We start from the raw sequence: 21967 nt of genomic DNA, 5'->3' as shown, positions 1-21967 counted from the left end.
CAGAGCGGCCGTGGCCTGATCAGGCCGGTGAGCCGATCGGAACGGGCTGCCACCAGGAGGCGGTGCCTATTTGCGGCGACCGCCCTGTTCGGCCCAGCGCAGCAGGGGGATCAGGGGCAGGCCCCAGGCCGTGCCCGCGACACCGTAGAACAGAAGATCAATCCACCAGGCCCTGGGCAGGTAATCGCCGATACTGATCACGGCCCAGATGTAGACGGTGAGAAAGGCCAGAACGCCGACGGCGGCGACGAGGCGGCGCAGGCGCGGCGGCATCAGCGCTTGTTCCGGAACAGGAAGAAGCCGAACAGGGCCACCGCCGAGGCGGCCATGGCGGCGACGACCCAGACCCAGCCGTCCATCGTGCCGACGGCAAACACGCGCACGGCCAGGAACCAGCCACACAGGGCCCCGACGCCGGACACCAGCAGGGTGGCGAACAGGCCGCGACGGCCGGTCAGCTGGTCGGCGATCCAGGCCAGGACAAGGGCCCCGACGACCGCGACGATGATATCGGCGTATTCCACCGGGGGTCTCTCCTGGTTGCGACGACACGTCCGTCGATTGCGACTCGATCTGGCCACGAGAGGCGGGCATACCGCCCGTGTCCCGGCGCGCTGGTTGGCGCGCCGGACATTGTATCGGGCGGAACAGCGGGCGTCGAATGAAGCGTTTTGACAGTGACCGGAACCGGGCGGTGGCGATCTGGCTTTTCGCCTGCGCCGCCCTGGTTTTTGCCATGGTCGTGGTCGGCGGGATCACCCGTCTGAGCGGCTCAGGCCTGTCGATCACCGAATGGAAGCCGTTGATCGGGGCCCTGCCGCCGATGAACGCGGCCGACTGGGCCGACGCCTTCGCCCGCTACAAGGCCATTCCGCAATATACCCAGGTCAATGCCGGCATGAGCCTGGCCGAGTTCCAGGGCATCTTCTGGTGGGAATGGTCGCACCGGCTGCTGGGGCGGCTGGTCGGCGTGGCCTTCGCCGTACCCTTCGCCATCTTCCTGGTGCTGGGGTGGATCCCCCGGCGGCTGATCTGGCGCTGCGGCCTGCTGCTCGGCCTGGGCGGACTCCAGGGCCTGATCGGCTGGTGGATGGTGTCCAGCGGCCTGGTCGACCGGGTCGATGTCGCCCCCGAACGGCTGACCATTCACCTGGGCCTGGCCCTGCTGCTGTTCATGGGCCTGGTCTGGACCGGGCTGGAAGCCCGGGCCGGGTTCCACAATTCCCGCCCTCCCGTCGGCTGGAGCCGCGCGGCGGCCCTGCTGCTGGCGGCCGTGTTTTTCCAATGCCTGCTGGGCGGACTGGTGGCCGGGGGCAAGGCCGGCTTCGTCTATACCGACTGGCCGCTGATGAACGGGGCGATCCTGGCCCCGGTCGACTGGTCAAAAGGGGCTTTGGCCTTCCTGCATGACCAGGCCCTGATCCAGTTTGATCACCGGATCTGGGCCTATGGCCTGCTGGTCGCCGGGACCGCCTATGCTGTTCTTGTATGGCGCGGGCGGCTGGTCGACGGCCTGGGAGCCTCGGCCTATGTCGTGGCGGCCACCCTGTGGCTGCAGGCCGCCCTGGGCATCGCCACCCTGATGCACGGGGTGCCGCTGTGGCTGGGCGCGCTACATCAGGCGGGGGCCGTGGTCGTGCTGTGCGCAGCGACCGTCAACCTGTGGCTGGTCCGACGGTCGCAGGCGCGGATCTTTACGTCCGGATGGCGTCCCAAGGGCCTGTGATCGCCAGGGTGATGCCCGGGTACTGGATGTTGACGAACAGGGTGCCGCCGTCGGGCGAGAACACCGCCCCGGCGAATTCGGAATTGCCCAGGAAGACGTTGCGGCCGATCGTGTAGAGTTTGCCGTCCGGGGTGACGCCCCTCAGGTGGTTGCGGATCTCGCTGGAATAGTTGTCCTCGCAGACGATCAGATGACCCCAGGGCGCGACGATGATGTTGTCGCCCATGTTCATCACCTTCTCGTCCGTGGATTCCACGAACAGCTGGATCCGGCCCGGGCGCAGGCGCTCGCCCAGGTTCCCCTCGAAGCGGGAGGGGACGTAACGCAGGATCTGGCCGCGCTGGATCGGCCCGCCCGAGGTCGCCGTCAGATACATCTCGCCGTCGCCCCAGTGCAGGCCCTCGCCGCGCGAGACCAGGGTCGCGCCGGCCGCGTGACCGCGCTTGCGCAGGTCATCGTTCGGGCTGTCGACGTCCTCCATGTCGATCCAGACCACCTCGCGCCAGTCGCCGACCGACCAGAGCCGGTCGTCATTGTTCGAGGAGTCCGCGCCGCGCGCGTCGCGGAAGGCCATGGCCTGCAGCCTGCCGCCGTCGATCAGCCTGCCGCGGGTGGCGGGGATGAAGCGGTAGAACAGGCCGTCGACCTTGTCCTCGGTCATATAGAGGATGCCGGTGCGGGGATCGACGCAGACGGCCTCGTGGTCGAAGCGCCCCATGGCCTTCAGCGGCACAGGGTCGACCAGACCGGTAGCCGTGGCCGGGACCTCGAACACATAGCCGTGGGCCCGGGTCACATCGGCGTTGTCCGGCTTCTCCTCGGTCTCCTCGCACGACAGCCACGAGCCCCAGGGGGTGATGCCGCCGGCGCAGTTGGTGCTGGTGCCGGCCAGGCTGAGGTGCTGGCGGACCGTCTCGCCCGTGGCCATGTCATAGATCACGGTGGTGGTGCCGCCGGGCAGGGGGCGACCGTCCTTGTAGGTGTCATAGGCCCGCTCGACGTCCAGCAGTCCGATCCGCTCCTGATGGTAGCCGCCGGGGCCCCAGTTGCGGTGCAGGGCGGACGAGCCTTTCAGTTCGTGGTTGCGGACCAGGGCGACGCGGCTGCCCTCGAGGGCGAAACAACCCATGCCGTCGAACTGGCCGGGCACCAGCAGGCCGTCGTCCATCGTCTCTCCGCCCTGCGAGATGACGCGGTAGGAAAAGCCTTCCGGCAGGTCGAGCAGCTTGTTGGGGTCGGCGACCAGCGGGCCATAGCCCTCGACCTCGTTGATATAGGTTTCGGCGGCCGGATCAGCGGCGGCGCGGGCCTGACGCGCCAGGCCGGTGAAGGCGAGGGCGGCAGCCCCGGTGGTGAGCAGGCCGCGGCGGTGCAGACGCATGGTGGACTCCGGTAAACTGGAACCGGCTTATGCCTCCGGCATCCGGGGTCGTCATCATGGTTCTGTGACGCTTCAGGCACCGAAAGGTCGCAGGCTGGACGGAATTCGTGCGGTATTTTAATACCGTTTACCGTTTTCCGTTTATAATCAACACGCTCTGCTCATTGCTGGTCCACAACCTGCATTGACCGGAACCGATCCATCCTCTATCAGCGCGCCTTCCGCTCGTTCCACCTTCGGTCCGGGCCACACCGTTCGTCTCCCAGGAACCCCACGTCATGCTGAAGAGCACTACGGCTGCGTTGAAGCCGGCCGACGTTGTGAAGAAATGGATTGTCATCGACGCCGAAGGCGTCGTGGTCGGTCGTCTCGCAACATTCATCGCCATGCGTCTGCGCGGCAAGCACCGCCCGGACTTCACCCCCCACGTCGACAGCGGTGACCATGTCATCGTCGTCAACGCCGACAAGGTGGTCTTCACCGGCAAGAAGCTGACCGACAAGATCTACTATCGCCACACCGGTCACCCGGGCGGCATCAAGTCGACCACGCCCGAGAAGGTCCTGAACGGCCGCTTCCCCGAGCGCGTGCTCGAGAAGGCCGTCGAGCGCATGCTGCCCAAGGAAAGCCCCCTGGCCCGCGCCCAGATGACCCATCTGCGTCTGTTCTCCGGTCCGAGCCACACCCACGAAGCCCAATCGCCCGAGACCGTCGACTTCAAGTCGATGAACTCCAAGAACACCCGGAGCGTCTGAGAATGACCGACGTCACCAACGAAGCCCCGGCCGCGACCGGTTTCGACGCCCTGCAGGGCCTCGGCACCTCGGACGGCTCGAACGACGCCCCCGTCTATGTCCAGAAGCTGGACGCCCAGGGTCGCGCCTATTCGACCGGCAAGCGCAAGAACGCCATCGCCCGCGTCTGGGTTCAGCGCGGCACCGGCAAGATCACCATCAACGGCAAGGATCAGCTGCAGTATTTCGCCCGCGAAATCCTGCGCATGATGATCGCCCAGCCGCTGACCGTCGCCGACCGTGAGACCCAGTATGACGTGGTCTGCACCGTCGAGGGTTCGGGCCTGTCCGGCCAGGCCGGCGCCATCCGCCACGGCCTGTCGCACGCCCTGACGCATTTCGAACCGGAACTGCGCAAGGTCCTGAAGCCGCATGGCTTCCTGACCCGCGACAGCCGCGTCGTCGAGCGCAAGAAGTACGGCCGGGCCAAGGCTCGCAAATCCTTCCAGTTCTCGAAGCGCTAAACCGTTTCATCGGTTATGGATTGGGGGCGCTCCGGGAAACCGGAGCGCCCTTTTTCTTTTGGAGTTTGGGGATGTGCCATTTCATCACCCTTGTGGCCTCAACGGATGACGTAGCGGCTCTCGACGCACGAATGCGCACGCACGGTCGGCGGGCTCTGGCCAGCCGCAACGTGTCGATCGAAGCGATCCTGACACCCGGTGAGTATCAGTATCTGTCCACGAGCACCTGCGACTGCGGCACCGTGTTCGCCCCGACGCTGCCACCCAAGGAGCCGGTTGACCGGGCCGCCGCGCTCCGACGCAATGGCTGGTCCGAGGCGAAGATTGGGCGAGCGATGGCTGCGGCGACCGAGGCGTCGGAGAAGAAACCTTTTGAGCCGCTCGATTCGATCAATCTGTGGCGCGCCATTCTGTTGGACCTGCTCTACGGCATGAAATTGAAATCGGTTGGCATTCTCGTCCACGCCTATCAGGGCTCCATCGCGACGGAACGCTTCGACACCAGCCGCACGGAGGTCCGCGCAGCCAGTCTTGACGAAGCGCTGATGAACCTTGGTGAGGATCGCCTTATGACGGTATCCCCATGACCCACACCATCTTCATCGACGGCGAGGCCGGCACCACGGGCCTCGAAATCCGCGAGCGGCTGGAAGCCCGCCCGGATCTGGAGCTGATCCTGCTGGGCGACCGGCGGCGCGATCTGGACGCACGGCGCGAGGCGCTGAACAGCGCCGATGCGGTGATCCTGTGCCTGCCCGATGACGCGGCGATCGACGCCGTGGCCATGATCGACAATCCCAAAGTGCGGGTCATCGACGCCTCGACCGCCTATCGCGTCGCGCCGGGCTGGGTCTATGGCTTCGCCGAGATGGGCCTGCGCCAGCGCGAGGCCATCGCCTTCGCGACCCGGGTGTCAAACCCCGGCTGCTATCCGACCGGCTTCATCGGCCTGATGCGACCGCTGGTGCAGGCCGGGCTGGTGCCGACCGACTGGCCGGTCACGGTCAATGCGGTGTCGGGCTATTCCGGCGGCGGCAAGGCGATGATCGCGGAATTCGAGGGTGGCCAGGCCGACGCCTTCCGCGCCTACGGCCTGTCGCTGAAGCACAAGCACGTGCCGGAGATGACGAAACACGCCGGGCTGGAACGGCCGGTCCTGTTCGCCCCGGCGGTCGGCAACTATCGCCAGGGCATGCTGGTCGAGGTGCCGCTGCATCTGTCGGCCCTGCCCGAGACGCCGTCGATTGAACGGCTGCACGGAGCCCTGGTCGAGGCCTATGCCCGGACCCGATTCGTCGAGGTCGTCGATCTGGACGAGACCGAGGCCATGACCGGGATCGATCCCGAGGGGTTGAACGGCACCAATACGATGCGGCTGCATGTGTTCGGCGACCGCGACGGCGGCCAGGCGCGGCTGGTGGCCCTGCTCGACAACCTGGGCAAGGGGGCCTCGGGCGCGGCGGTGCAGAACCTGAACCTGATGCTGGGGCTCAGGGAAGACGCCGGGCTGGACTGATATCCGTTCATTCCCGCGGAGGCGGGGACCCAGGTTTGAACGGCAAAGAGACGGGTCAGACCCACCGGTCGCAATCCAACCACCCGCAAAGAGGCTAACGCCTGGGTCCCCGCCTCCGCGGGGATGCCCGGAATCTGTGGGGGGTGAAACCACCCGGCGCTTTCCATCGTATATGGGACATGACCCAGATCGTCCTGCACCGTCGCACCCTGCTGTCCAGCGCCGGCGCGCTGGCCCTGTCGGCCTGTTCACCCGGCGTGGCCGACGCGTCCGAGCGGCAATATGCCGACTCGCCGTTCCGGCGGCTGACCGAGGCCCAATGGCGCGAACGCCTGCCGGCGGCCAGTTTCAACGTGCTGCGACGCGAGGCGACCGAACGGCCCTACACCAGTCCGCTGAACGACGAGCACCGGCGCGGCACCTTCGTCTGCCGGGGTTGTGACCTGCCGCTGTTCCGCTCGCGCTGGAAATACGACTCCGGCACCGGCTGGCCCAGCTTCTACGACGTCATCGCCGCCAATATCGGCACCAAGCGCGATTTCGCCATCGGCATCCCGCGCACCGAATATCACTGCGCCCGCTGCCTGGGCCATCAGGGTCACATCTTCGATGACGGGCCGCGGCCGACCGGAAAACGCTATTGCAACAACGGCGTGGCGCTGCGTTTTCAGCCCGCCTGACGGGCCTTCAGGGCCGATTCCACGGTGACACCCAGCCAGACGGCGGCGATGATCACCAGCAGGCCGTAGTCATGCCCCGGGAACACCAGGGGCACACCGGCGGCCAGGATGACCAGCAGCGGGAACAGGCTGGCCCAGACGGCGGTGGTGGCCGCCTCGGCATGAACCATCGGTGGCCGCTGCAGCTTCATGCGGCGGCTCCACAGACCGTTCAGCACCACATAGGACACCGGCACGACCACGGCGAGGACGAGGTATTTCAGGGCACGTCCCGGCTCGCCGAACACGGCCGCGGTGGTGACCAGCAGGGCCACGGCCACGCCCGTGGTCAGGGCCAGCAGCAGGTTCGGTTCGATACGCGTCAACTCTTCACCTTCACATAGCTGCCCGGGGCCGGTTCGATCGGCTTCAGCGGGCCCTTTTTCGGATCGCGCGCCGCGACCTGGTCGCCGGATCGTTCATGCAGCCATGCCGCCCAGTGCGGCCACCAGCTGCCCGGGTGCTCGACCGCCCCGGCCTGCCACTCTTCCAGGGTCGCGGGCAGGGCAGGGTTGGTCCAGTGCTGGTATTTGTTGGCCGAGGGCGGATTGATGACCCCGGCGATATGGCCCGACCCGGCCAGGGTCAGGGTCACGTCGGCATTCGCAAAGGCCCGGGCCGAGCGATAGACCGAATTCATCGGCGCGATATGGTCCTCGCGGCTGGCCTGGAAATACAGGGGGATGGTGACCTTGGTCAGGTCGACCGTTTCGCCACCGATGGTGAACTCGCCTTTTGCCAGCAGGTTCTTGCCGTACATGCTGCGCAGATAGTCCATGTGCAGCCGCTTGGGCATGCGGGTCTGGTCGGCGTTCCAGAACAGCAGGTCGAAGGCAGGCGGCGACTTGCCCATCAGATAGTTGCTGACGAAGAACGACCAGATCAGGTCGTTGGAGCGCAGCGCGTTGAAGGTGTCGGCCATCGAGGCCCCCGGCAGGATCCCGCCCGCCGCGTCCATCATCTTCTCGATCTCGTTGAGCCAGTGCTCGTCGGTGAACAGCAACAGATCGCCGGCCTCGGCGAAATCATGCTGGGCGGCGAAGAAGGTGGTGGCATTGACCCGCTTGTCGCCCCTGGCCGCCATATGGGCCAGGGCCGCGCCCATCAATGTGCCGCCGATGCAGTAGCCGACGGTGTTCAACCGGTCGGTGCCGCACTGTTCCATGACTTTTTCGGTGGCGCGGTAGATGCCCTTTTCCAGATAGTCGTCGAAGCCCCAGGCCGCCTTGTCCTTGTCCGGATTGACCCAGGAACAGACGAAGACGGTGAAGCCCTGGGCCGAGAGCCAGCGGATCATCGAATTCTGCGGCTGCAGGTCCAGGATGTAGAATTTGTTGATCCACGGCGGGAAGATCAGCAGCGGGATGGCGCGCTGCTGGTCGGTGGCGGCGTCGAACTGGATCAGTTCGAACAGCTCGTCGCGCCAGACCACCTGGCCGGGGGCGGTGGCGACATTCTCGCCGACGACAAACTGGCCGTAGTCGGCCTGGCTGATCTTCAGCTTGCCGGCCCCGCGCTCCATGTCGGCGGCGAAATTCTGCATCCCCTTGACCAGGGATTCGCCATTGCTCTCGGCCATGGCCTTCAGCGCCGCCGGATTGGAGGCGAGGAAGTTGGACGGCGAGAAGGCGTCGGTCAGCAGCTTGGTGAAGAACTCGGCCCGGCGGCGCGTGCGCGGATCGACATCCTCGACGCTGGAGACGAGGCCGTTCATCCAGTCGGACGTGGCCAGATACGACTGACGCATCACGTCGAACATCGGGTTTTCCGACCAGGCCGGATCCTTGAACCGCTTGTCCTTCGACGGCGGGGCCGGGACCTCCTCGCCGGCGGCGCGGCGGGCGGTGTCGGACCACAGGGTCATGTAACGACCGAACAGGTCGGCCTGGGCCGCGAACAGCCGGTCCGGGCGCGAAGCCAGGCTGGACATGACCTCGGTCATGGCCGGGCCGATGTTGAACGGATCCGCCGACAGGGCGGCCGGGCGGTCCGCCTTGCTGAGCGCGGCCTCGGCGATCGCGGTCTGGGCGGTCATCGCCGCCCGGGCCAGGTTCATCGACAGGGTTTCGATCATCCGGCGCTGGTCGGCAGCCAGATCGGCGACGGGATCGACGGCCGTATGCGGGGTTTCGGGAGCCGCCGATTCGGGGACCGGGGTCTCGACTGCAGGCTTTTTCGCCGCCGCGGCGCGCGGCCGGGCCGACGTCGGGCGACCGGCCTTGCGCGGCGCGCGCGCCGGAGCGGCGGCAGCCTCGCCGGTGGGCTTTGACGGGCGCTTGGCCATGGTCGGAGTCCCTGGATTCGTCACTTGCGGTCACAGGGCGGCGGCACCGCCCTTCCGCCGCTCCCGATCATGGCATATGACCGGGTCCGAAATGAACGCGTCACTACGGAAAAAATTGGTCGGGCTGCTGTCGGGAGCGATTCTCGCGGGTCTGACCGGCTGCGCGGCCACCTCGACCGGGGCCGATCCGTTGAACGCCACGGTCGCGGCCCTGGTCGATTCCCATCGCACCTATCCGCGCTGGGAAGACTTCCCGGCCACCCCGACCGACCTGCCGTCGGCGTCGGTCGTGGCCGGCGAGGTCGCCACCCTGAACGTTACCGGCGGATCCCTGACCGGAGAGGTGGCGCGGCTGGACTGGACCCTGTCCGACCCGGACGCCTATGTCGCCGCCGTCATGGCGCGGGTCGCGGCGGCCCGGATTGCCCCGGCCACGGCCCGGACCCGGGCCGAGATCGACGCCATCGCCGACGACCTGCGTGAACGCGGCCGGGCCCCACCGCCCATCGCGCGACGCTGACACCCTTCCACAAGCTCGCCCGGACGACAGAATCCGGAGATCATCGTCCCAGGAGATCATCCATGGCTGACCAGGCCCCCTATTCCTCGACCCTCGCCGCCGATGCGGCCCGGGTCACCGAGCTGGCGGCGATCGCCTCCTATGCCGGAATCGGCCGGGGCGACGAGAAGGCCGCCGACCAGCTGGCCGTGGACGCGATGCGCACGGCGCTGAACGCCCTGGATATCGACGGCAAGATCGTCATCGGCGAGGGCGAGCGCGACGAGGCCCCGATGCTCTACATCGGCGAGAAGGTCGGCACCGGCAAGGGACCGGCCATCGACATCGCCCTCGACCCGCTGGAAGGCACGACCCTGACGGCCAAGGCCATGGCCAACGCCCTGTGCGTGCTGGCCATGTCGCCCGGCGGCGGCATGCTGCATGCGCCCGACACCTATATGGACAAGATCGCCATCGGCCCCGGCTACAAGCCCGGCCTGGTCGATCTGGACATGAGCCCGCAGGACAATGTGCGGGCCCTGGCCGGGGCCAAGGGGGTTCACCCGCACGAGATCACCGTCTGCGTGATGGACCGGCCGCGCCACGCCGATCTGATCACCGCCCTGCGCGAGGTCGGGGCCAAGGTGGTGCTGATCACCGACGGCGACGTGGCCGGGGTGATTCATACGGCCGAGCCCGAGACCGGCATCGACCTGTATCTGGGATCGGGCGGAGCCCCCGAAGGGGTGCTGGCGGCAGCGGCGCTGAAATGCGTCGGCGGCCATTTCCAGGGCCGGCTGATCTTCCGCAATGACGACGAGCGGGCCCGGGCCGAAAAGACCGGGGTCACCGATTTCGGGCGCAAATACGATCTGCATGAACTGGTGTCGAAGGACGCCATCTTCGCCGCCACCGGGGTGACCAAGGGGGCCATGCTGGACGGCGTGAGGATCAGCGGCGGTTTCGTCTCGACCCACACGCTGGTGATGGATTCCAGCACCCGCACGGTGCAGCGTATCCGCACGACGCGGCCCGTCTGATGGCCGACGGCGGGCCCGTTCCGGCCGCCGAACCCGCCTTCCTGGGGGTGACCCGCTCGCTGTCCGGCCGGGTCTGGCGGCAACGCCCGGCCGAGGCCGCGACCATCCGGGCCCATATGCAGGCGCTGGACCTCGAAGAGCCGCTGGCCCGCGCCCTGGCGGCCCGGGGCGTTCGCGCCGACCAGGGGGCCGACTTCCTCGCCCCCACGCTCAAGGCCCTGTTTCCGGACCCGTCCAGCTTCATGGACATGGACGCCGCCGCCGCCGCCATCCTCGACGCCGTGCAGGCCGGATCGTCGGTGCATGTCTTCGCCGACTATGATGTCGACGGGGCCTCCAGCGCCGCCCTGCTGGTGCGCTGGTTCCGCTCCCAGGGACTGGACCTGCCCATCTATGTGCCCGACCGGATCACCGAGGGCTACGGGCCCAGTCCGAAAGCCTTCGACACCCTGAAAGCGTCCGGGGCCGATCTGGTCATCACCGTCGACTGCGGCGCGGCCGCCAACGAGGCGGTGGCCCATGCCTCGGCCATCGGGCTGAAGGTCGTCGTCATCGACCACCATATGATGCGCGAGCATCCGCCGGTCTGCGCCGCCGTGGTCAATCCCAACCGCCCCGGCTGCAACTCCGGCCAGGGCAATCTGGCGGCGGCAGGGGTGGTGTTCGTGCTGCTGGCGGCCCTGAACCGCGAGGGACGGGCCCGGGGTCTGTTCACCGACCGGCCCGAGCCGGACATCCGCCAGTGGCTGGATCTGGCGGCCATGGGCGCGATCTGTGACGTCACGGGCCTGACCGGCTTCAACCGCGCCCTGACCAGCCTCGGCCTCAAGGTCATGTCGGACTGGCGCAATCCGGGGCTGAAGGCCCTGCTGGCCGCGGCCGGGGCCGAGGAAGGGCCGGCCAAGAGCAACCACGCCGGCTTCATCCTGGGGCCGCGCATCAATGCGGGGGGGCGAATCGGCAAGTCCGACCTCGGGGCCCGCCTGCTGTCGACCGACGATCCCACCGAGGCCGCGAGCCTGGCCCAGGAACTGGACGCCCTGAACATCGCCCGCCGCGAGGTCGAGCGCGAGGTCACCGACCAGGCCCAGCGCCGGGTCGAGGCCACCGGGGCCCACGCTGACGGTTCGGCCGTGGTGGTCATCGCCGGTGACGACTGGCATCCCGGCGTGGTCGGGATCGTGGCCGGCCGTTTGCGGGAACGCTGGCGCAAGCCGGTCGTGGTGATCGGCGTCGACGCGGTCAACGGCATCGGCAAGGGCTCGGGCCGGTCCCAGCCGGGCATGAACCTCGGCAAGGCGGTGCAGGCGGCGTGGGAGACGGGCGTGCTGATCGCCGGGGGCGGCCACGCCATGGCGGCGGGCCTGACTGTCCGCGCTGACGATATCGACCGGCTGCGCGACTTCCTCAATGACCGGATGATCGGCGAACAGGCGGGGGCCGAGGTGCTGGACCGGGTCGAGCTGGATGCCCTGATCGAACCGGGCGCAGCCAGCCGGGCCCTGTTCGAACAGTTTGAACGGCTGGCCCCGTTCGGCCCGGCCAATCCCGAACCGTTGTTTGCCCTGCACGGGGTGCAGGTGCGTGACGCGGTGGCCATGAACGGCGGCCATGTCCGCTGCCGCCTGGTCGGGGCCGACGGGGCCTCGGTCAAGGCCATCGCCTGGCGCTGTGCCGACCTGCCGGGGGGCAAGGTCCTGCTGGCGGGGCAGGGCGGACTGAGCGTGGCCGGCCGGCTGAAGGCCGACGACTGGAACGGCCGCCGCGGCGTACAGTTCGAGATCGAGGACATCGCCGACCCGCGCATGGGCTGAACCGGCGTCGCTCAAAAAACCTTTGCAGACCCGTAGACTTGGGCTTGCACGACCCGGAATCGGCGGCTATATCGCCCGCTCGCCGCGCAGTGGTCCCTTCGTCTATCGGTTAGGACGTCAGGTTTTCAACCTGAAGAGAGGGGTTCGACTCCCCTAGGGACTACCACGCGGCCTTCCCCTGACATCCCGGCTTTCGCTTCACCACCCCCGGCGGTGAGCCCTGTCGACCGCGCGATCTTTATTGCCAAGCTGGGCTATAAAGGTCGCCTTGGTTGAAATTTGATGCTGCCTGAAGCTGTGATTTGGGGGAAATTTCTGTTTTTCCCTTTTCAGGCGTTCGCCGAACCATGTTAGCGTGTGACCGGTCTGCGACACAAGTCGGACCGGGGGAGGCATGGTGTCAGAATACGAAGGGACCGAAACCCAGGCGGTCGTCCGCGTCACCGGCCGGGTCAAATGGTTCGATGCCGGCAAGGGCTACGGCTTTATCGTTCCCGATGACCCGGACCTAACCGACCTCAAGGACGTGCTGATTCACGTGTCCAGCCTGCGGGACAGCGGGCGGGACGTCGCCGCCGAGGGCGCGCCGATCGTCTGTGACTGCGTCTTCCGTCCAAAGGGCTGGCAGGTCGCCGAAGTGGTCGAGGTCGGCGATGCGCCGCCGGGCGTGACCGGGGCCGCGTCCCACAGCAGATCCGGCTATGACGGCTTGCGAACCTATAATGAGCCCCGCGCCGCGCTCGACGATATCGCTGCGGGCGGTCCGATGGAGCTGGCCGTCGTCAAATGGTTCAATCGCACCAAGGGCTACGGTTTCGTGGTGCGCAACGGCGAGCCAGGCGATATCTTTGTCCATGTCGAGACCCTGCGGCGTTGCGGTCTGGATGATCTCCTGCCCGGCGAGACGGTGGCGGTGCGATTCGCCGACGGTCCCAAGGGGCTGGTGGTCGCGGAAATCAAACCGGGCGACTGATCTCGCCCCGAAAAGGCGAATTGCGATGTCCAGCCGACGTTCAATCCTGACCGCGCTTCTGGCGGCGGTACTGCTGGCCCCGATTGTCGGCTGCGCCGGTGCCCAGCCCCCGAAGGATGCGACCGGACGTCCGCTGGAACCCCTGACCATCGTCACCGCCAGCGGCGCGCATGAATTCATGGTCGAGATCGCTGACGAGGAACCCGAACGCCAGCGCGGTCTGATGTTCCGCGAACCCCTGGCCGATGATCGCGGCATGTTGTTCGAATTCCCCGATGTGGCCGAGCGGGCCTTCTGGATGCGCAATACGCCCAGCTCTCTGGATATCCTCTATATCGACCCCCAGGGCCGGATCGTCTCGATCGCCAGCCACGCCGTGCCGTTTTCGGAACTGCCGATTCCCTCACGGGGGGGGGCCAGCGGGGTGCTGGAACTGCGCGCCGGGCGAGCGGAAGAGATCGGGGCCAGGGCCGGCGACACGGTCAAACATACGTTCTTCCAACCGGAGGGCTGATCACGCGTTGCGGCGGAGCGGGGTCCGTGGCAAGAGACGCCTCCGCCGGTTCGGAGTGTAGCGCAGCCTGGTAGCGCATCTGGTTTGGGACCAGAGGGTCGGAGGTTCGAATCCTCTCACTCCGACCATCGGCACCCCGGGTCTCTGGACCCCGGGTCAAGGAACGACTATCCCGGCCGCAGGCGGCCGTGTGCGCCGCGAGCGGCGAATTCTGGAGACCCGGCCATGCTGGCGCGCATCTATCGACCCGCGAAAACCGCGATGCAGTCCGGCAAGGCCAGAACCCACGACTGGCGGCTGGAGTTTGAACCGGCCTCGGCCCGCACCATCGACCCGCTGATGGGCTGGACCAGCTCCACCGACATGAATGGCCAGGTGCGGCTGAGCTTTGAGACCAGTGGGGAGGCGGTGGCCTATGCCGAACGGCACGGCATCCCGTTCCGCCTGCAGGAACCGCAGGAACCGCCGGTGATCATCAAGACCTATGCCGACAATTTCGCCACCGCGCGCAAACAGCCCTGGACCCACTGAGTCCACCCCGCTGCCCCCGACCGCCCACCTCCGGCCCTGGCCGCAGGCGCCCATAGCTCAACCGGATAGAGCACCCGCCTTCTAAGCGGACGGTTGCAGGTTCGAGTCCTGCTGGGCGCGCCAGGCGGCGAAACCCTGCTCCAGGTCCGCGATCAGGTCGACCGGATCCTCCAGGCCGACAGGCAGGCGCAGCAACGGACCGGCCCGGTCCGGCGGGCTCAGGCGATGCGTCAGCTGCGCGGTCTCGTGGGTGATCAGGCTCTCGAACCCGCCCCACGAAAAGCCGAGCCCGAACAGGGTCAGGGCATCGCGCAGGGCATCGGCCGCCGCCAGTGAGCCACCCTTCAGCGCCAGGCCGGTCCAGATCGCTCCCTCCAGATCCGACAGGGCCGCCCTCAGCTCGGCGGCCGCGCCCAGATCCTCAATGCCATAGACCGGCCCGCCGGCCGGATCGCGCATCAGGGCGGCCCGGTCATTGAGCAGGGTCGAGCCGCGCTCGATCGGCGGGTTCACGGGGCGACGTCCGCGCCCCCGGCGGGTGGCGGCGGCGATCAGTCGGGTACGGTCGGAACAGGGGGCCATGACGATCGTCTTGCTCGGACGGGTTGCGATTGCCTCGCCAAAAGCCTCTAAAGCGTGAGACGGTGCAAGGCTCCGACGGCCGAGGTCGGGCGGGATACGGCGAGGCGCGGATGACCATGAGGGCGATCTGGCGGACAGGGACGGCGGCACTGGCCTGTCTGTTCCTGGCGACCTGCGGACGCGACAGCGCCCCGGCCGAGACCACGCCGGCGCACACCGGAAACCCCGCGCCCCGGACCACGACCCTGGAGCCGATCGTCAGCCCCACGCTCCAGGCCGTCAAACGACGCGGTCGTCTGAACTGCGGCGTCCACGAGGGACTGGTCGGCTTCGCCTATACGGACAATCGCGGCCAGTGGCGGGGCTTCGACGTGGACTTCTGCCGGGCCATGGCGGCGGCCATCTTCAATGATCCGAACGCCGTGCGCTTCGTGCCCCTGACCATCGGCCAGCGGTTCGAGGCCCTGAAGGACGGGCGGATCGACGTATTGTGGCGCAACACCTCCTGGACCATGACCCGCGACGCCGGCGAGGGCCTCAGCTTCGCCGGGATCAACTATTTCGACGGCCAGGGTTTCATGGTGCGCCGGGCCCTGAACCTGAACAGCGCGGTCGAGCTGAAAGGCGCGCGCGTCTGTGTCCAGGCCGGATCGACGTCCGAGCTCAATGCCGCCGACTATTTCCGCTCGCGCGGCATCGACTACCGGGCCGTGGTCCTGCCCAATGAGGAAGCCGCCCGTCAGGCCTATGCCCGCGAGGACTGCGACGCCCTGACCGCCGACATCTCGGCCCTGGCCGCGGCGCGGACCACCCTGTCGAACCCGGAACAACACGCCATCCTGCCGGACGTGATCTCCAAGGAAGCCCTCGGGCCCGTGGTGCGGCGCGGCGATGAACAGTGGACCTCGATCGTGCGCTGGACCCTGGACGCCGTGATCATGGCCGAGGAGCTGGGGGTGACCCGGGCCACGGTCGCCGCCGAGGCGAAGGATTCGACCGACCCGCGTGTGCGCCGCCTTCTGGGCAGCGAAGGCGAGTTCGGTCCGATGCTGGGACTGTCGAAGGGCTGGGCCCGCAATGCCGTCGGGGCCGTGGGCAACTATGGCGAAATCTTCAATCGCAACCTGGGTGACGATTCCGCGCTCGACCTGGCCCGCGGCTTGAATGCACAATGGAACGCACGACCCGGCGGGCTGATCTACGCCCTGCCGATTCGATAGACGCCACTCAAGAGCGCCCCGGGGGACCACCAATGGACACGATCAAGCGCGGCAAGCTGCCGCTTCACTGGCTGATGCTGATCGGCTTCGTCGTCGGCCTGGGCGGCGGCCTGTTCGTCAATCTGACGATCGGGGCGGACGCCGGCTGGGTCCAGTGGCTGACCTCGAACATCACCGGTCCTGCCGGCCAGATCTTCCTGCGCCTGCTGTTCATGCTGGTGATCCCGCTGCTGTTTTCGGCCCTGGTGGTCGGGGTGGCCGAGATGGGGGACCTGAAGGCGCTGGGCCGGGCCGGTACCAAGACGCTGCTGCTGACCGTGGTCGTCTCCAGCATCGCCGTGTTCATCGGCATCGCCATGGTCAACATCTTCCGGCCGGGTGACGGCGTCGACCCGCTGCTGGCACAGCGGCTCCTCGAAGAGGGCGCGGCCGGGGCCGCAAATATTGTCGGCAATGCCCCCAGGTCCGTCGAACTGGGCCAGTTCTTCCTCGACCTGATCCCGTCCAATGTCTTCACCGCCGCCTCGCAGAACCAGATCCTGCCGGTGATGGTCTTTGCCCTGCTGTTCGGCATCGGCCTGGTCATGGCCAGGAGCCGCTCGACCGATCGTCTGCAGGAGGTGATCGAGGGCATTTTCGAAGTGACGATGAAGCTGATCAACCTGGTCATCAAACTGGCCCCGATCGCCATCGCCTGCCTGATGTTCAACCTCGCCGCCCTGTTCGGCTGGGAGCTGCTGGTCCGTCTGGCCGCCTATGTCGGCGTCGCCGTCGGAGCGATGCTGATCCATATGTTCGTCGTCTATCCGATCGTGGTCTGGACCCTGGGCGGCATGTCGCCGGTTAAATTCTTCAGCGCCATCCGCGAGCCGATGGTCGTGGCCTTCTCGACCGCCTCGTCCAACGCCAGCCTGCCGGTGTCGCTGCGGGCCGCCGAGTTCGAACTGAAACTGCCGCGCAAGATCGCCCGCTTCGTCCTGACCGTCGGGGCCACTGCCAACCAGAACGGCACGGCCCTGTTCGAGGGGGTGACGGTGCTGTTCCTGGCCCAGTTCTTCAACATCGACCTGAGCATCACCCAGCAGGTGGTGGTCATGCTGGTCTGTATCCTCGGTGGCGTCGGCACCGCCGGCGTTCCCGCCGGCTCGCTGCCGGTGGTGGCGATGATCCTGGTCATGGTCGGGGTCCCGGCCGAGGGCATCGGCCTGATCCTGGGCGTCGACCGCTTCCTCGACATGTGCCGCACCACGCTGAACGTGACCGGCGACCTGGTGCTGGCCACGGTGGTGTCGCGCGGCGAGAGCGACGACATCGTGCCCGAAGGTCTGGCCGAGCCGGTGGCGCCGCCGGCCTAGCTCCTGATCGGAGAGGTCTCGATCGCCGTGTCGTCCCGACCGCCCCATTCGGTCCAGCTGCCGTCATAGACGCGCGACGGGCGGCCGAGGACGGCAAGCCCGAGGGACAGGATGGCGGCGGTGACGCCACTGCCGCAGCTGGTGATCACCGGCCGGTCCGGATCGATCCCGGCCGCGGCGAAGGCCGCCTCCAGGGCCGCGCCGCGCTTCATGGTCGAGTCCGGGGTCAGGATGGCGGCAAAGGGCAGGTTGCAGGCCCCCGGCATATGGCCGCCGCGCAGGCCGGGACGCGGCTCCGGCGCGGTCCCGGCGAAACGTCCGGCCGAGCGGGCGTCCAGAATCTGGATCCCGGCGTCGGGCGCGGCGGCGACATCGGCCCGGTCGGCGACAGCATCGGCATCAAGGTGCGCGCGGAACGATGCCGGGCCCAGCGGCGTTCGCGACCCGGACTCCAGCGCCCCGCCCGCCGCGCGCCAGGCGGGCAGGCCGCCGTCCAGAACCCGGACCCGGTCAGCCCCGAACGTCCGGAACATCCACCAGATGCGCGCCGCCGACACCAGGCCGGGGGTGTCATAGACGACAATGTCATCCTGATCGCCGATGCCCAGGGCCGAGACATGGGCGGCAAAAGCCTCCGCCGTCGGCAGCATATGGGGCAGGGGGTTGGACCGGTCCGATCCGGCCTCCAGATCGAAGAAGACCGCCCCCGGTATCCGTTCCCGTTCAAAATCCACCCGCCCGTCCCGACCGTCCAGATGCCAGCTGGCGTCAACGATGCGCAGGTCAGGACGACCGAGCAGGGGCTTGAGGTCAGCGGCGGTGATCAGGGGGCAGAGCTGGGTCATGGCCCGACCCTATATCAGACCCGGTTCAGCGCCAGCTGGATCACATCGGTGCGGCCCGACCGGAATCCCGCTTCGCAATAGGCGAGATAGAAGCGCCACAGCCGGCGGAACCGCTCGTCGAAACTGCCCATGCGGCGAATGTCGGGCCAGGCCGCCTGGAAGCGCTGGTCCCACAGGGCCAGGGTGTCGGCATAGTCCTTGCCGAACCGCTCGACGGCCTGCCACGCCAGCCCCGACTGTTCGATCACCGGCCGCAGCCGGTCCTCGGACGGCAGCATGCCGCCGGGGAAGACGTATTTCTGGATGAAGTCCGTGCGGCTGTTGTAGTCCTCGAACAGGGCGTCCTGGATGGTGATGATCTGCAGGCCGGCGCGGCCGCCGGGCACCAGGACCTCGCGGATCTTGTCGAAATAGGCGGGCCAGTATTCCTTGCCGACCGCCTCGAACATCTCGATCGAGGCGACCCGGTCGAACCGGCCCTCGACGTCGCGATAGTCCAGCATCCGGATGTCGGTCCGGTCGGCCAGACCGGCCTCGAACAGGCGCTGGCGAGCGAAATCATGCTGTTCCTGCGAGATGGTCACCCCGGTGACATGGGCCCCGATCTCGCGCGCCGCATATTCGGCGAACCCGCCCCAGCCGCAGCCGATCTCCAGCACCGTCTGGCCCGGCTTCAGATCCATCATCCGGGCGAGCGCCGCATATTTGCGCGTCTGGGCCGTGTCCAGACCGTCATCCGGGGCCGCAAACCGGGCCGAGGAATAGGTCATGGTCGAGTCCAGCCAGGCGGCATAGAAGGCATTGCCCAGGTCATAGTGGGCATGGATGTTCTTGCGTGACCCGGACCGGCTGTTGCGACGACGCCGGTGCGACAGCCCGTTGATCAGCCGCATGACCGGATTGCCGTCGACCACCTGGCGGATGTGATCATAGTTGGCGGCGATCGACTCCAGCAGCACCGCCAGGTGCGGTGTCTCCCACTCGCCGGCCATATGGCCCTCGGCGAAGCCGATGTCGCCGCTGGCCAGGACCCGGCGGGCAAACCGGTAGTCGCGCACATCCAGAATGGCGGACGGGCCGGGGCGGGCCCCGTCGAGTTGATGAACCTCGCCATTGGGCAGCTGCACCGACAACCGGCCATAGGTCCAGTTGGCCGCCAGCAGCCGCAGCAACAGGCCGAACCCCCGCGGGGTCCGGGCCGCCACGGCCGAGACCTCGGCCGGCACGGCGGTCATGTCCGCCCCCCCGTGACGGTGAACTCAGTCAAGGGCGTCGACCCGGGCCTGGCTGACGGTGCGCAGGGCCGCCAGGGCGCGCAGACGCGCCTCGGCATGGTCGACGATCGGCCGGGGATAGTCATGGCCCAGCCGGACCCCGGCATGACGCAGGATTTCAGGCGGCGCGGTCCACGGCGCGTGGAGCCAGCGGTCGGGGAGACCCCGCAACTCGGGGACCCATGTCCGGACATAACGACCGTCTGCATCAAATTTCTCGCCTTGTGTGACCGGGTTGAACACGCGGAAATACGGTGCGGCGTCGGCTCCGGATCCAGCGACCCACTGCCAATTCTGAATATTGCTGGCCGGATCGGCGTCGACAAGGGTGTCACGGAACCAGGATTCGCCCGCCCGCCAGTCGATCAGCAGATCTTTCACCAGAAAGGAGGCGACGATCATGCGGACGCGATTGTGCATCCAGCCGGTCGCCCAGAGCTGTCGCATCCCGGCATCGACGATCGGAAACCCGGTGCGCCCGGCCTGCCAGGCGGCCAGGCCCGCAGGGTCGTCACGCCACGGCATGGTGTCATATTCCGGTCGGAAGGCCCGGTCCGCCATGGCCGGAAACTGGTGCAGCAGATGGGCCGAAAAGTCGCGCCAGCCCAGTTCGGTCACGAATTTATCGGCCTCGGCTGCCGGTGCCGCCCCCGATGCGGCAGCGGCCCGGGCGGCGGCAAGGGCCCGCCACGGACTGATCTCGCCGAAATGCAGATGCGGGGACAGCCGGCTGGTGGCGGCCAGGGCCGGTCTGTCGCGCCCCCGACTGTAGTCGGACAGGCCGGTCGCCACGAAGGCGTCGAGCGCCGCCGCGGCACCGGCCTCGCCCGGCCTCCAGTCGAACCCGGCGGCCCAGTCCGGCCGGACCGGACGCAGGGCCCAGCTGTCGAGGTCATCACTGGCGAGGTCGGCGAGACCGGGAATCACGGCCGGTGCCGCCCTGGGCGACGGCGGCTCGGCCACGGCCATCAGGGCCCGCATAAAGGGGGTGAAGACCCTGTAGGGGCCGCCGCTGCCGGTCCGCACCGAGCCCGGCCGGGCCAGCAGCGAGCCGTTGAAACCGCGACAGTCGACACCCTCGGTCTTCAGCCCGTGGGCGATGGTCGCGTCACGCTCCCAGGCCTCGGGCTCGAACAGCCGGTTCAGGACCACGGCATCGGCCCCGGTTTCGGCGATCAGACGGCGCAGCTCGGCCTCGGAGTCCCCGCGACGCAGGATCAGCGGTGCCCCCCGCGCCGACAGGTCGGCGACCAGGGCCCGCAGCGACCCGTCCAGCCACCACAGGGACGCCGCCCCCGCGCCACGCACCTGGCGGCCCTCGTCATGGATGTAGACCGGCAGGACCGGACGTCCGGTCGCCAGGGCCTGGCCGAGGGCCGGATTGTCGGCCAGGCGCAGGTCGCGGCGAAACCAGACGATAACGGGGCTATTGGACGGGGCAGTCTCGGTGGTCACGGGGCCGATCTCCATGATAGATTGCGCACAGTTACGGCTGACGCCACCTGATGGCCGCATAGACCCGGCATCGACCCAGCGTCACAAGCCCCAATTCAGTCGAAAGTCCCGCCCGTGAGCCGACCCAACGCCATCATCACCCTGTCCGAAGGCCTGAAGCGCCCGGTCGTCATCGGCGGCGGCAACCGCATCGCCTTCATCGCCGGCCCCTGCCAGCTGGAAAGCCGCCAGCATGCGCTGGAAATGGCCCATGCGCTGAAGGAAATCGGCGAGCGGCTGAACGTCGGCATCATCTACAAGACCAGTTTCGACAAGGCCAACCGCACCTCGGCCAGCGCCGCCCGCGGTCTGGGGCTGAAGGACTCCCTGCCGATCTTCGCCGAGATCCGTGAGGTTACGGGCCTGCCGGTGCTGACCGACGTCCATTCGGAAGCCCAGGCCGCCGAGGCCGCCCAGGCTGTCGACGTGCTGCAGATTCCGGCCTTCCTGTGCCGCCAGACCGACCTGCTGCTGGCCGCCGCCGCGACCGGCAAGGCCATCAACATCAAGAAGGGCCAGTTCCTGGCTCCCTGGGACATGAAGAACGTCATCGCCAAGGTGGCCGGGGCCGGCAATCCCAATGTGATGGCCTGCGAGCGGGGCGTCAGCTTCGGCTACAACACCCTGGTGTCGGACATGCGCGCCCTGCCGATCATGCGCGAGATCGGCTGCCCCGTGGTCTTTGATGCGACCCATTCGGTACAGCAGCCCGGCGGGCAGGGCACCTCCTCGGGTGGCCAGCGCGAGTTCGTACCGGTTCTGGCCCGGGCCGCCGTGGCCGTCGGTGTCGACGCCGTCTTCATGGAAACCCACCAGGACCCGGACAATGCCCCGTCGGACGGCCCCAACATGGTGCCGCTGAACCAGTTCGAGGCCCTGTGCGCCGAGCTGATCGCCTTCGACGACCTGGCCAAGGCCGTGATGGCCAAGGCCCGGTGAATC

The 21967-nt window shown here is 67.8% G+C and carries 24 protein-coding genes and 3 tRNA genes; 18 read left to right on the top strand and 9 right to left on the bottom strand.

All coding sequences use genetic code 11. From position 1 onward, the window contains the following. Positions 1 to 66 precede the first annotated feature (66 nt). Positions 67 to 273, bottom strand: coding sequence for a DUF2842 domain-containing protein (locus PSV00_RS05140; protein ID WP_300445427.1), 207 nt, complete (start codon positions 271 to 273; stop codon positions 67 to 69). Then, positions 273 to 524, bottom strand: coding sequence for a transglycosylase (locus PSV00_RS05135; RefSeq protein ID WP_300445426.1), 252 nt, complete (start codon positions 522 to 524; stop codon positions 273 to 275). Before PSV00_RS05135 ends, PSV00_RS05140 begins: the two co-directional genes overlap by 1 nt. Positions 525 to 661: 137 nt before the next feature. Here PSV00_RS05135 and PSV00_RS05130 point away from each other — a divergent pair, with 137 nt between their 5' ends. After that, positions 662 to 1726 carry a COX15/CtaA family protein gene (locus PSV00_RS05130; protein ID WP_300445425.1) on the top strand — a complete coding sequence of 355 codons (1065 nt, stop codon included), beginning with the start codon at positions 662 to 664 and terminating at the stop codon, positions 1724 to 1726. Here the strand turns inward: PSV00_RS05130 and PSV00_RS05125 are convergent. Next, complete coding sequence (locus tag PSV00_RS05125; RefSeq protein ID WP_300445424.1) at positions 1695 to 3107, bottom strand: alkaline phosphatase PhoX; 1413 nt, start codon at positions 3105 to 3107, stop codon at positions 1695 to 1697. The genes PSV00_RS05130 and PSV00_RS05125 overlap by 32 nt on opposite strands. 278 nt (positions 3108 to 3385) lie before the next feature. On the opposite strand from PSV00_RS05125, the gene rplM reads away from it, so the two are divergent. The 5 genes from rplM (at position 3386) to msrB (ending at position 6561) form a co-directional block, all read left to right on the top strand. Further along, on the top strand, positions 3386 to 3862 hold the full coding sequence (gene rplM / locus PSV00_RS05120) for a 50S ribosomal protein L13 (protein WP_300445423.1): 477 nt from the start codon (positions 3386 to 3388) through the stop codon (positions 3860 to 3862). 2 nt (positions 3863 to 3864) lie between these two features. Further along, entirely contained in the window at positions 3865 to 4365 is a 501-nt protein-coding gene (gene rpsI, locus PSV00_RS05115; RefSeq protein ID WP_300445422.1) for a 30S ribosomal protein S9, read from the top strand. Positions 4366 to 4436: 71 nt separating this feature from the next. Next, on the top strand, positions 4437 to 4952 hold the full coding sequence (locus PSV00_RS05110; RefSeq protein WP_300445421.1) for a hypothetical protein: 516 nt from the start codon (positions 4437 to 4439) through the stop codon (positions 4950 to 4952). Continuing rightward, complete coding sequence (gene argC / locus PSV00_RS05105; protein WP_300445420.1) at positions 4949 to 5881, top strand: N-acetyl-gamma-glutamyl-phosphate reductase; 933 nt, start codon at positions 4949 to 4951, stop codon at positions 5879 to 5881. Before PSV00_RS05110 ends, argC begins: the two co-directional genes overlap by 4 nt. A 179-nt stretch (positions 5882 to 6060) precedes the next feature. Continuing rightward, complete coding sequence (msrB, locus tag PSV00_RS05100) at positions 6061 to 6561, top strand: peptide-methionine (R)-S-oxide reductase MsrB (protein ID WP_300445419.1); 501 nt, start codon at positions 6061 to 6063, stop codon at positions 6559 to 6561. Here the strand turns inward: msrB and PSV00_RS05095 are convergent. Further along, positions 6549 to 6926: a hypothetical protein gene (locus PSV00_RS05095; protein WP_300445418.1), complete on the bottom strand. Its 378-nt coding sequence runs from the start codon at positions 6924 to 6926 to the stop codon at positions 6549 to 6551. The two genes, msrB and PSV00_RS05095, sit on opposite strands and share 13 nt — an antisense overlap. Next, positions 6923 to 8884, bottom strand: a complete 1962-nt coding sequence (phaC, locus tag PSV00_RS05090; protein ID WP_300445417.1) for a class I poly(R)-hydroxyalkanoic acid synthase — start codon at positions 8882 to 8884, stop codon at positions 6923 to 6925. The genes PSV00_RS05095 and phaC overlap by 4 nt, the downstream gene beginning before the upstream one ends. 115 nt (positions 8885 to 8999) lie before the next feature. On the opposite strand from phaC, the gene PSV00_RS05085 reads away from it, so the two are divergent. The 9 genes from PSV00_RS05085 (at position 9000) to PSV00_RS05045 (ending at position 14378) form a co-directional block, all read left to right on the top strand. Continuing rightward, entirely contained in the window at positions 9000 to 9404 is a 405-nt protein-coding gene (locus PSV00_RS05085; RefSeq protein ID WP_300445416.1) for a hypothetical protein, read from the top strand. Positions 9405 to 9466: 62 nt separating this feature from the next. Further along, positions 9467 to 10423, top strand: a complete 957-nt coding sequence (gene glpX / locus PSV00_RS05080) for a class II fructose-bisphosphatase (RefSeq protein WP_300445415.1) — start codon at positions 9467 to 9469, stop codon at positions 10421 to 10423. Next, positions 10423 to 12237 (top strand): single-stranded-DNA-specific exonuclease RecJ, encoded by a 1815-nt coding sequence (recJ, locus tag PSV00_RS05075; RefSeq protein WP_300445414.1) that lies wholly within the window; start codon positions 10423 to 10425, stop codon positions 12235 to 12237. The genes glpX and recJ overlap by 1 nt, the downstream gene beginning before the upstream one ends. A 91-nt stretch (positions 12238 to 12328) precedes the next feature. Continuing rightward, positions 12329 to 12403, top strand: a tRNA-Glu gene (locus PSV00_RS05070). Between the two features lie 228 nt (positions 12404 to 12631). After that, complete coding sequence (locus PSV00_RS05065) at positions 12632 to 13210, top strand: cold shock protein (protein WP_300445413.1); 579 nt, start codon at positions 12632 to 12634, stop codon at positions 13208 to 13210. Positions 13211 to 13235: 25 nt separating this feature from the next. Then, complete coding sequence (locus PSV00_RS05060) at positions 13236 to 13724, top strand: DUF192 domain-containing protein (RefSeq protein ID WP_300445412.1); 489 nt, start codon at positions 13236 to 13238, stop codon at positions 13722 to 13724. Positions 13725 to 13775: 51 nt separating this feature from the next. Beyond that, positions 13776 to 13852, top strand: a tRNA-Pro gene (locus PSV00_RS05055). A 97-nt stretch (positions 13853 to 13949) separates the two neighbouring features. Beyond that, positions 13950 to 14255 carry an ETC complex I subunit gene (locus PSV00_RS05050; RefSeq protein WP_300445411.1) on the top strand — a complete coding sequence of 102 codons (306 nt, stop codon included), beginning with the start codon at positions 13950 to 13952 and terminating at the stop codon, positions 14253 to 14255. A 46-nt stretch (positions 14256 to 14301) separates the two neighbouring features. Next, a tRNA-Arg gene (locus PSV00_RS05045) sits at positions 14302 to 14378 on the top strand. On the opposite strand, the gene PSV00_RS05040 is transcribed toward PSV00_RS05045, so the two are convergent. Next, the gene (locus PSV00_RS05040) at positions 14337 to 14714 is read right to left on the bottom strand and encodes a PLP-dependent transferase (RefSeq protein WP_300445521.1); all 378 of its coding nucleotides are present in this window, start codon (positions 14712 to 14714) and stop codon (positions 14337 to 14339) included. The genes PSV00_RS05045 and PSV00_RS05040 overlap by 42 nt on opposite strands. Before the next feature lie 233 nt (positions 14715 to 14947). Here PSV00_RS05040 and PSV00_RS05035 point away from each other — a divergent pair, with 233 nt between their 5' ends. Further along, entirely contained in the window at positions 14948 to 16057 is a 1110-nt protein-coding gene (locus PSV00_RS05035) for an amino acid ABC transporter substrate-binding protein (protein WP_300445410.1), read from the top strand. A 32-nt stretch (positions 16058 to 16089) separates the two neighbouring features. After that, positions 16090 to 17412: a dicarboxylate/amino acid:cation symporter gene (locus PSV00_RS05030; RefSeq protein ID WP_300445409.1), complete on the top strand. Its 1323-nt coding sequence runs from the start codon at positions 16090 to 16092 to the stop codon at positions 17410 to 17412. Here the strand turns inward: PSV00_RS05030 and sseA are convergent. The 3 genes from sseA to PSV00_RS05015 are packed head-to-tail and all read right to left on the bottom strand — an operon-like array spanning position 17409 to position 20986. Continuing rightward, entirely contained in the window at positions 17409 to 18257 is an 849-nt protein-coding gene (gene sseA, locus PSV00_RS05025; protein WP_300445408.1) for a 3-mercaptopyruvate sulfurtransferase, read from the bottom strand. The genes PSV00_RS05030 and sseA overlap by 4 nt on opposite strands. Before the next feature lie 14 nt (positions 18258 to 18271). Beyond that, the gene (locus tag PSV00_RS05020; protein WP_300445407.1) at positions 18272 to 19492 is read right to left on the bottom strand and encodes a cyclopropane-fatty-acyl-phospholipid synthase family protein; all 1221 of its coding nucleotides are present in this window, start codon (positions 19490 to 19492) and stop codon (positions 18272 to 18274) included. A gap of 24 nt (positions 19493 to 19516) precedes the next feature. Beyond that, on the bottom strand, positions 19517 to 20986 hold the full coding sequence (locus tag PSV00_RS05015; protein ID WP_366944635.1) for a deoxyribodipyrimidine photo-lyase: 1470 nt from the start codon (positions 20984 to 20986) through the stop codon (positions 19517 to 19519). A gap of 114 nt (positions 20987 to 21100) precedes the next feature. On the opposite strand from PSV00_RS05015, the gene kdsA reads away from it, so the two are divergent. Then, positions 21101 to 21964: a 3-deoxy-8-phosphooctulonate synthase gene (gene kdsA, locus PSV00_RS05010; RefSeq protein WP_300445405.1), complete on the top strand. Its 864-nt coding sequence runs from the start codon at positions 21101 to 21103 to the stop codon at positions 21962 to 21964. Positions 21965 to 21967: the final 3 nt, after the last annotated feature.

It is taken from the genome of Brevundimonas sp. (assembly GCF_029945885.1).
In the GTDB taxonomy this organism is placed as follows: Bacteria; Pseudomonadota; Alphaproteobacteria; order Caulobacterales; family Caulobacteraceae; genus Brevundimonas.
This window is presented reverse-complemented; position numbering and strand designations above follow the sequence as displayed.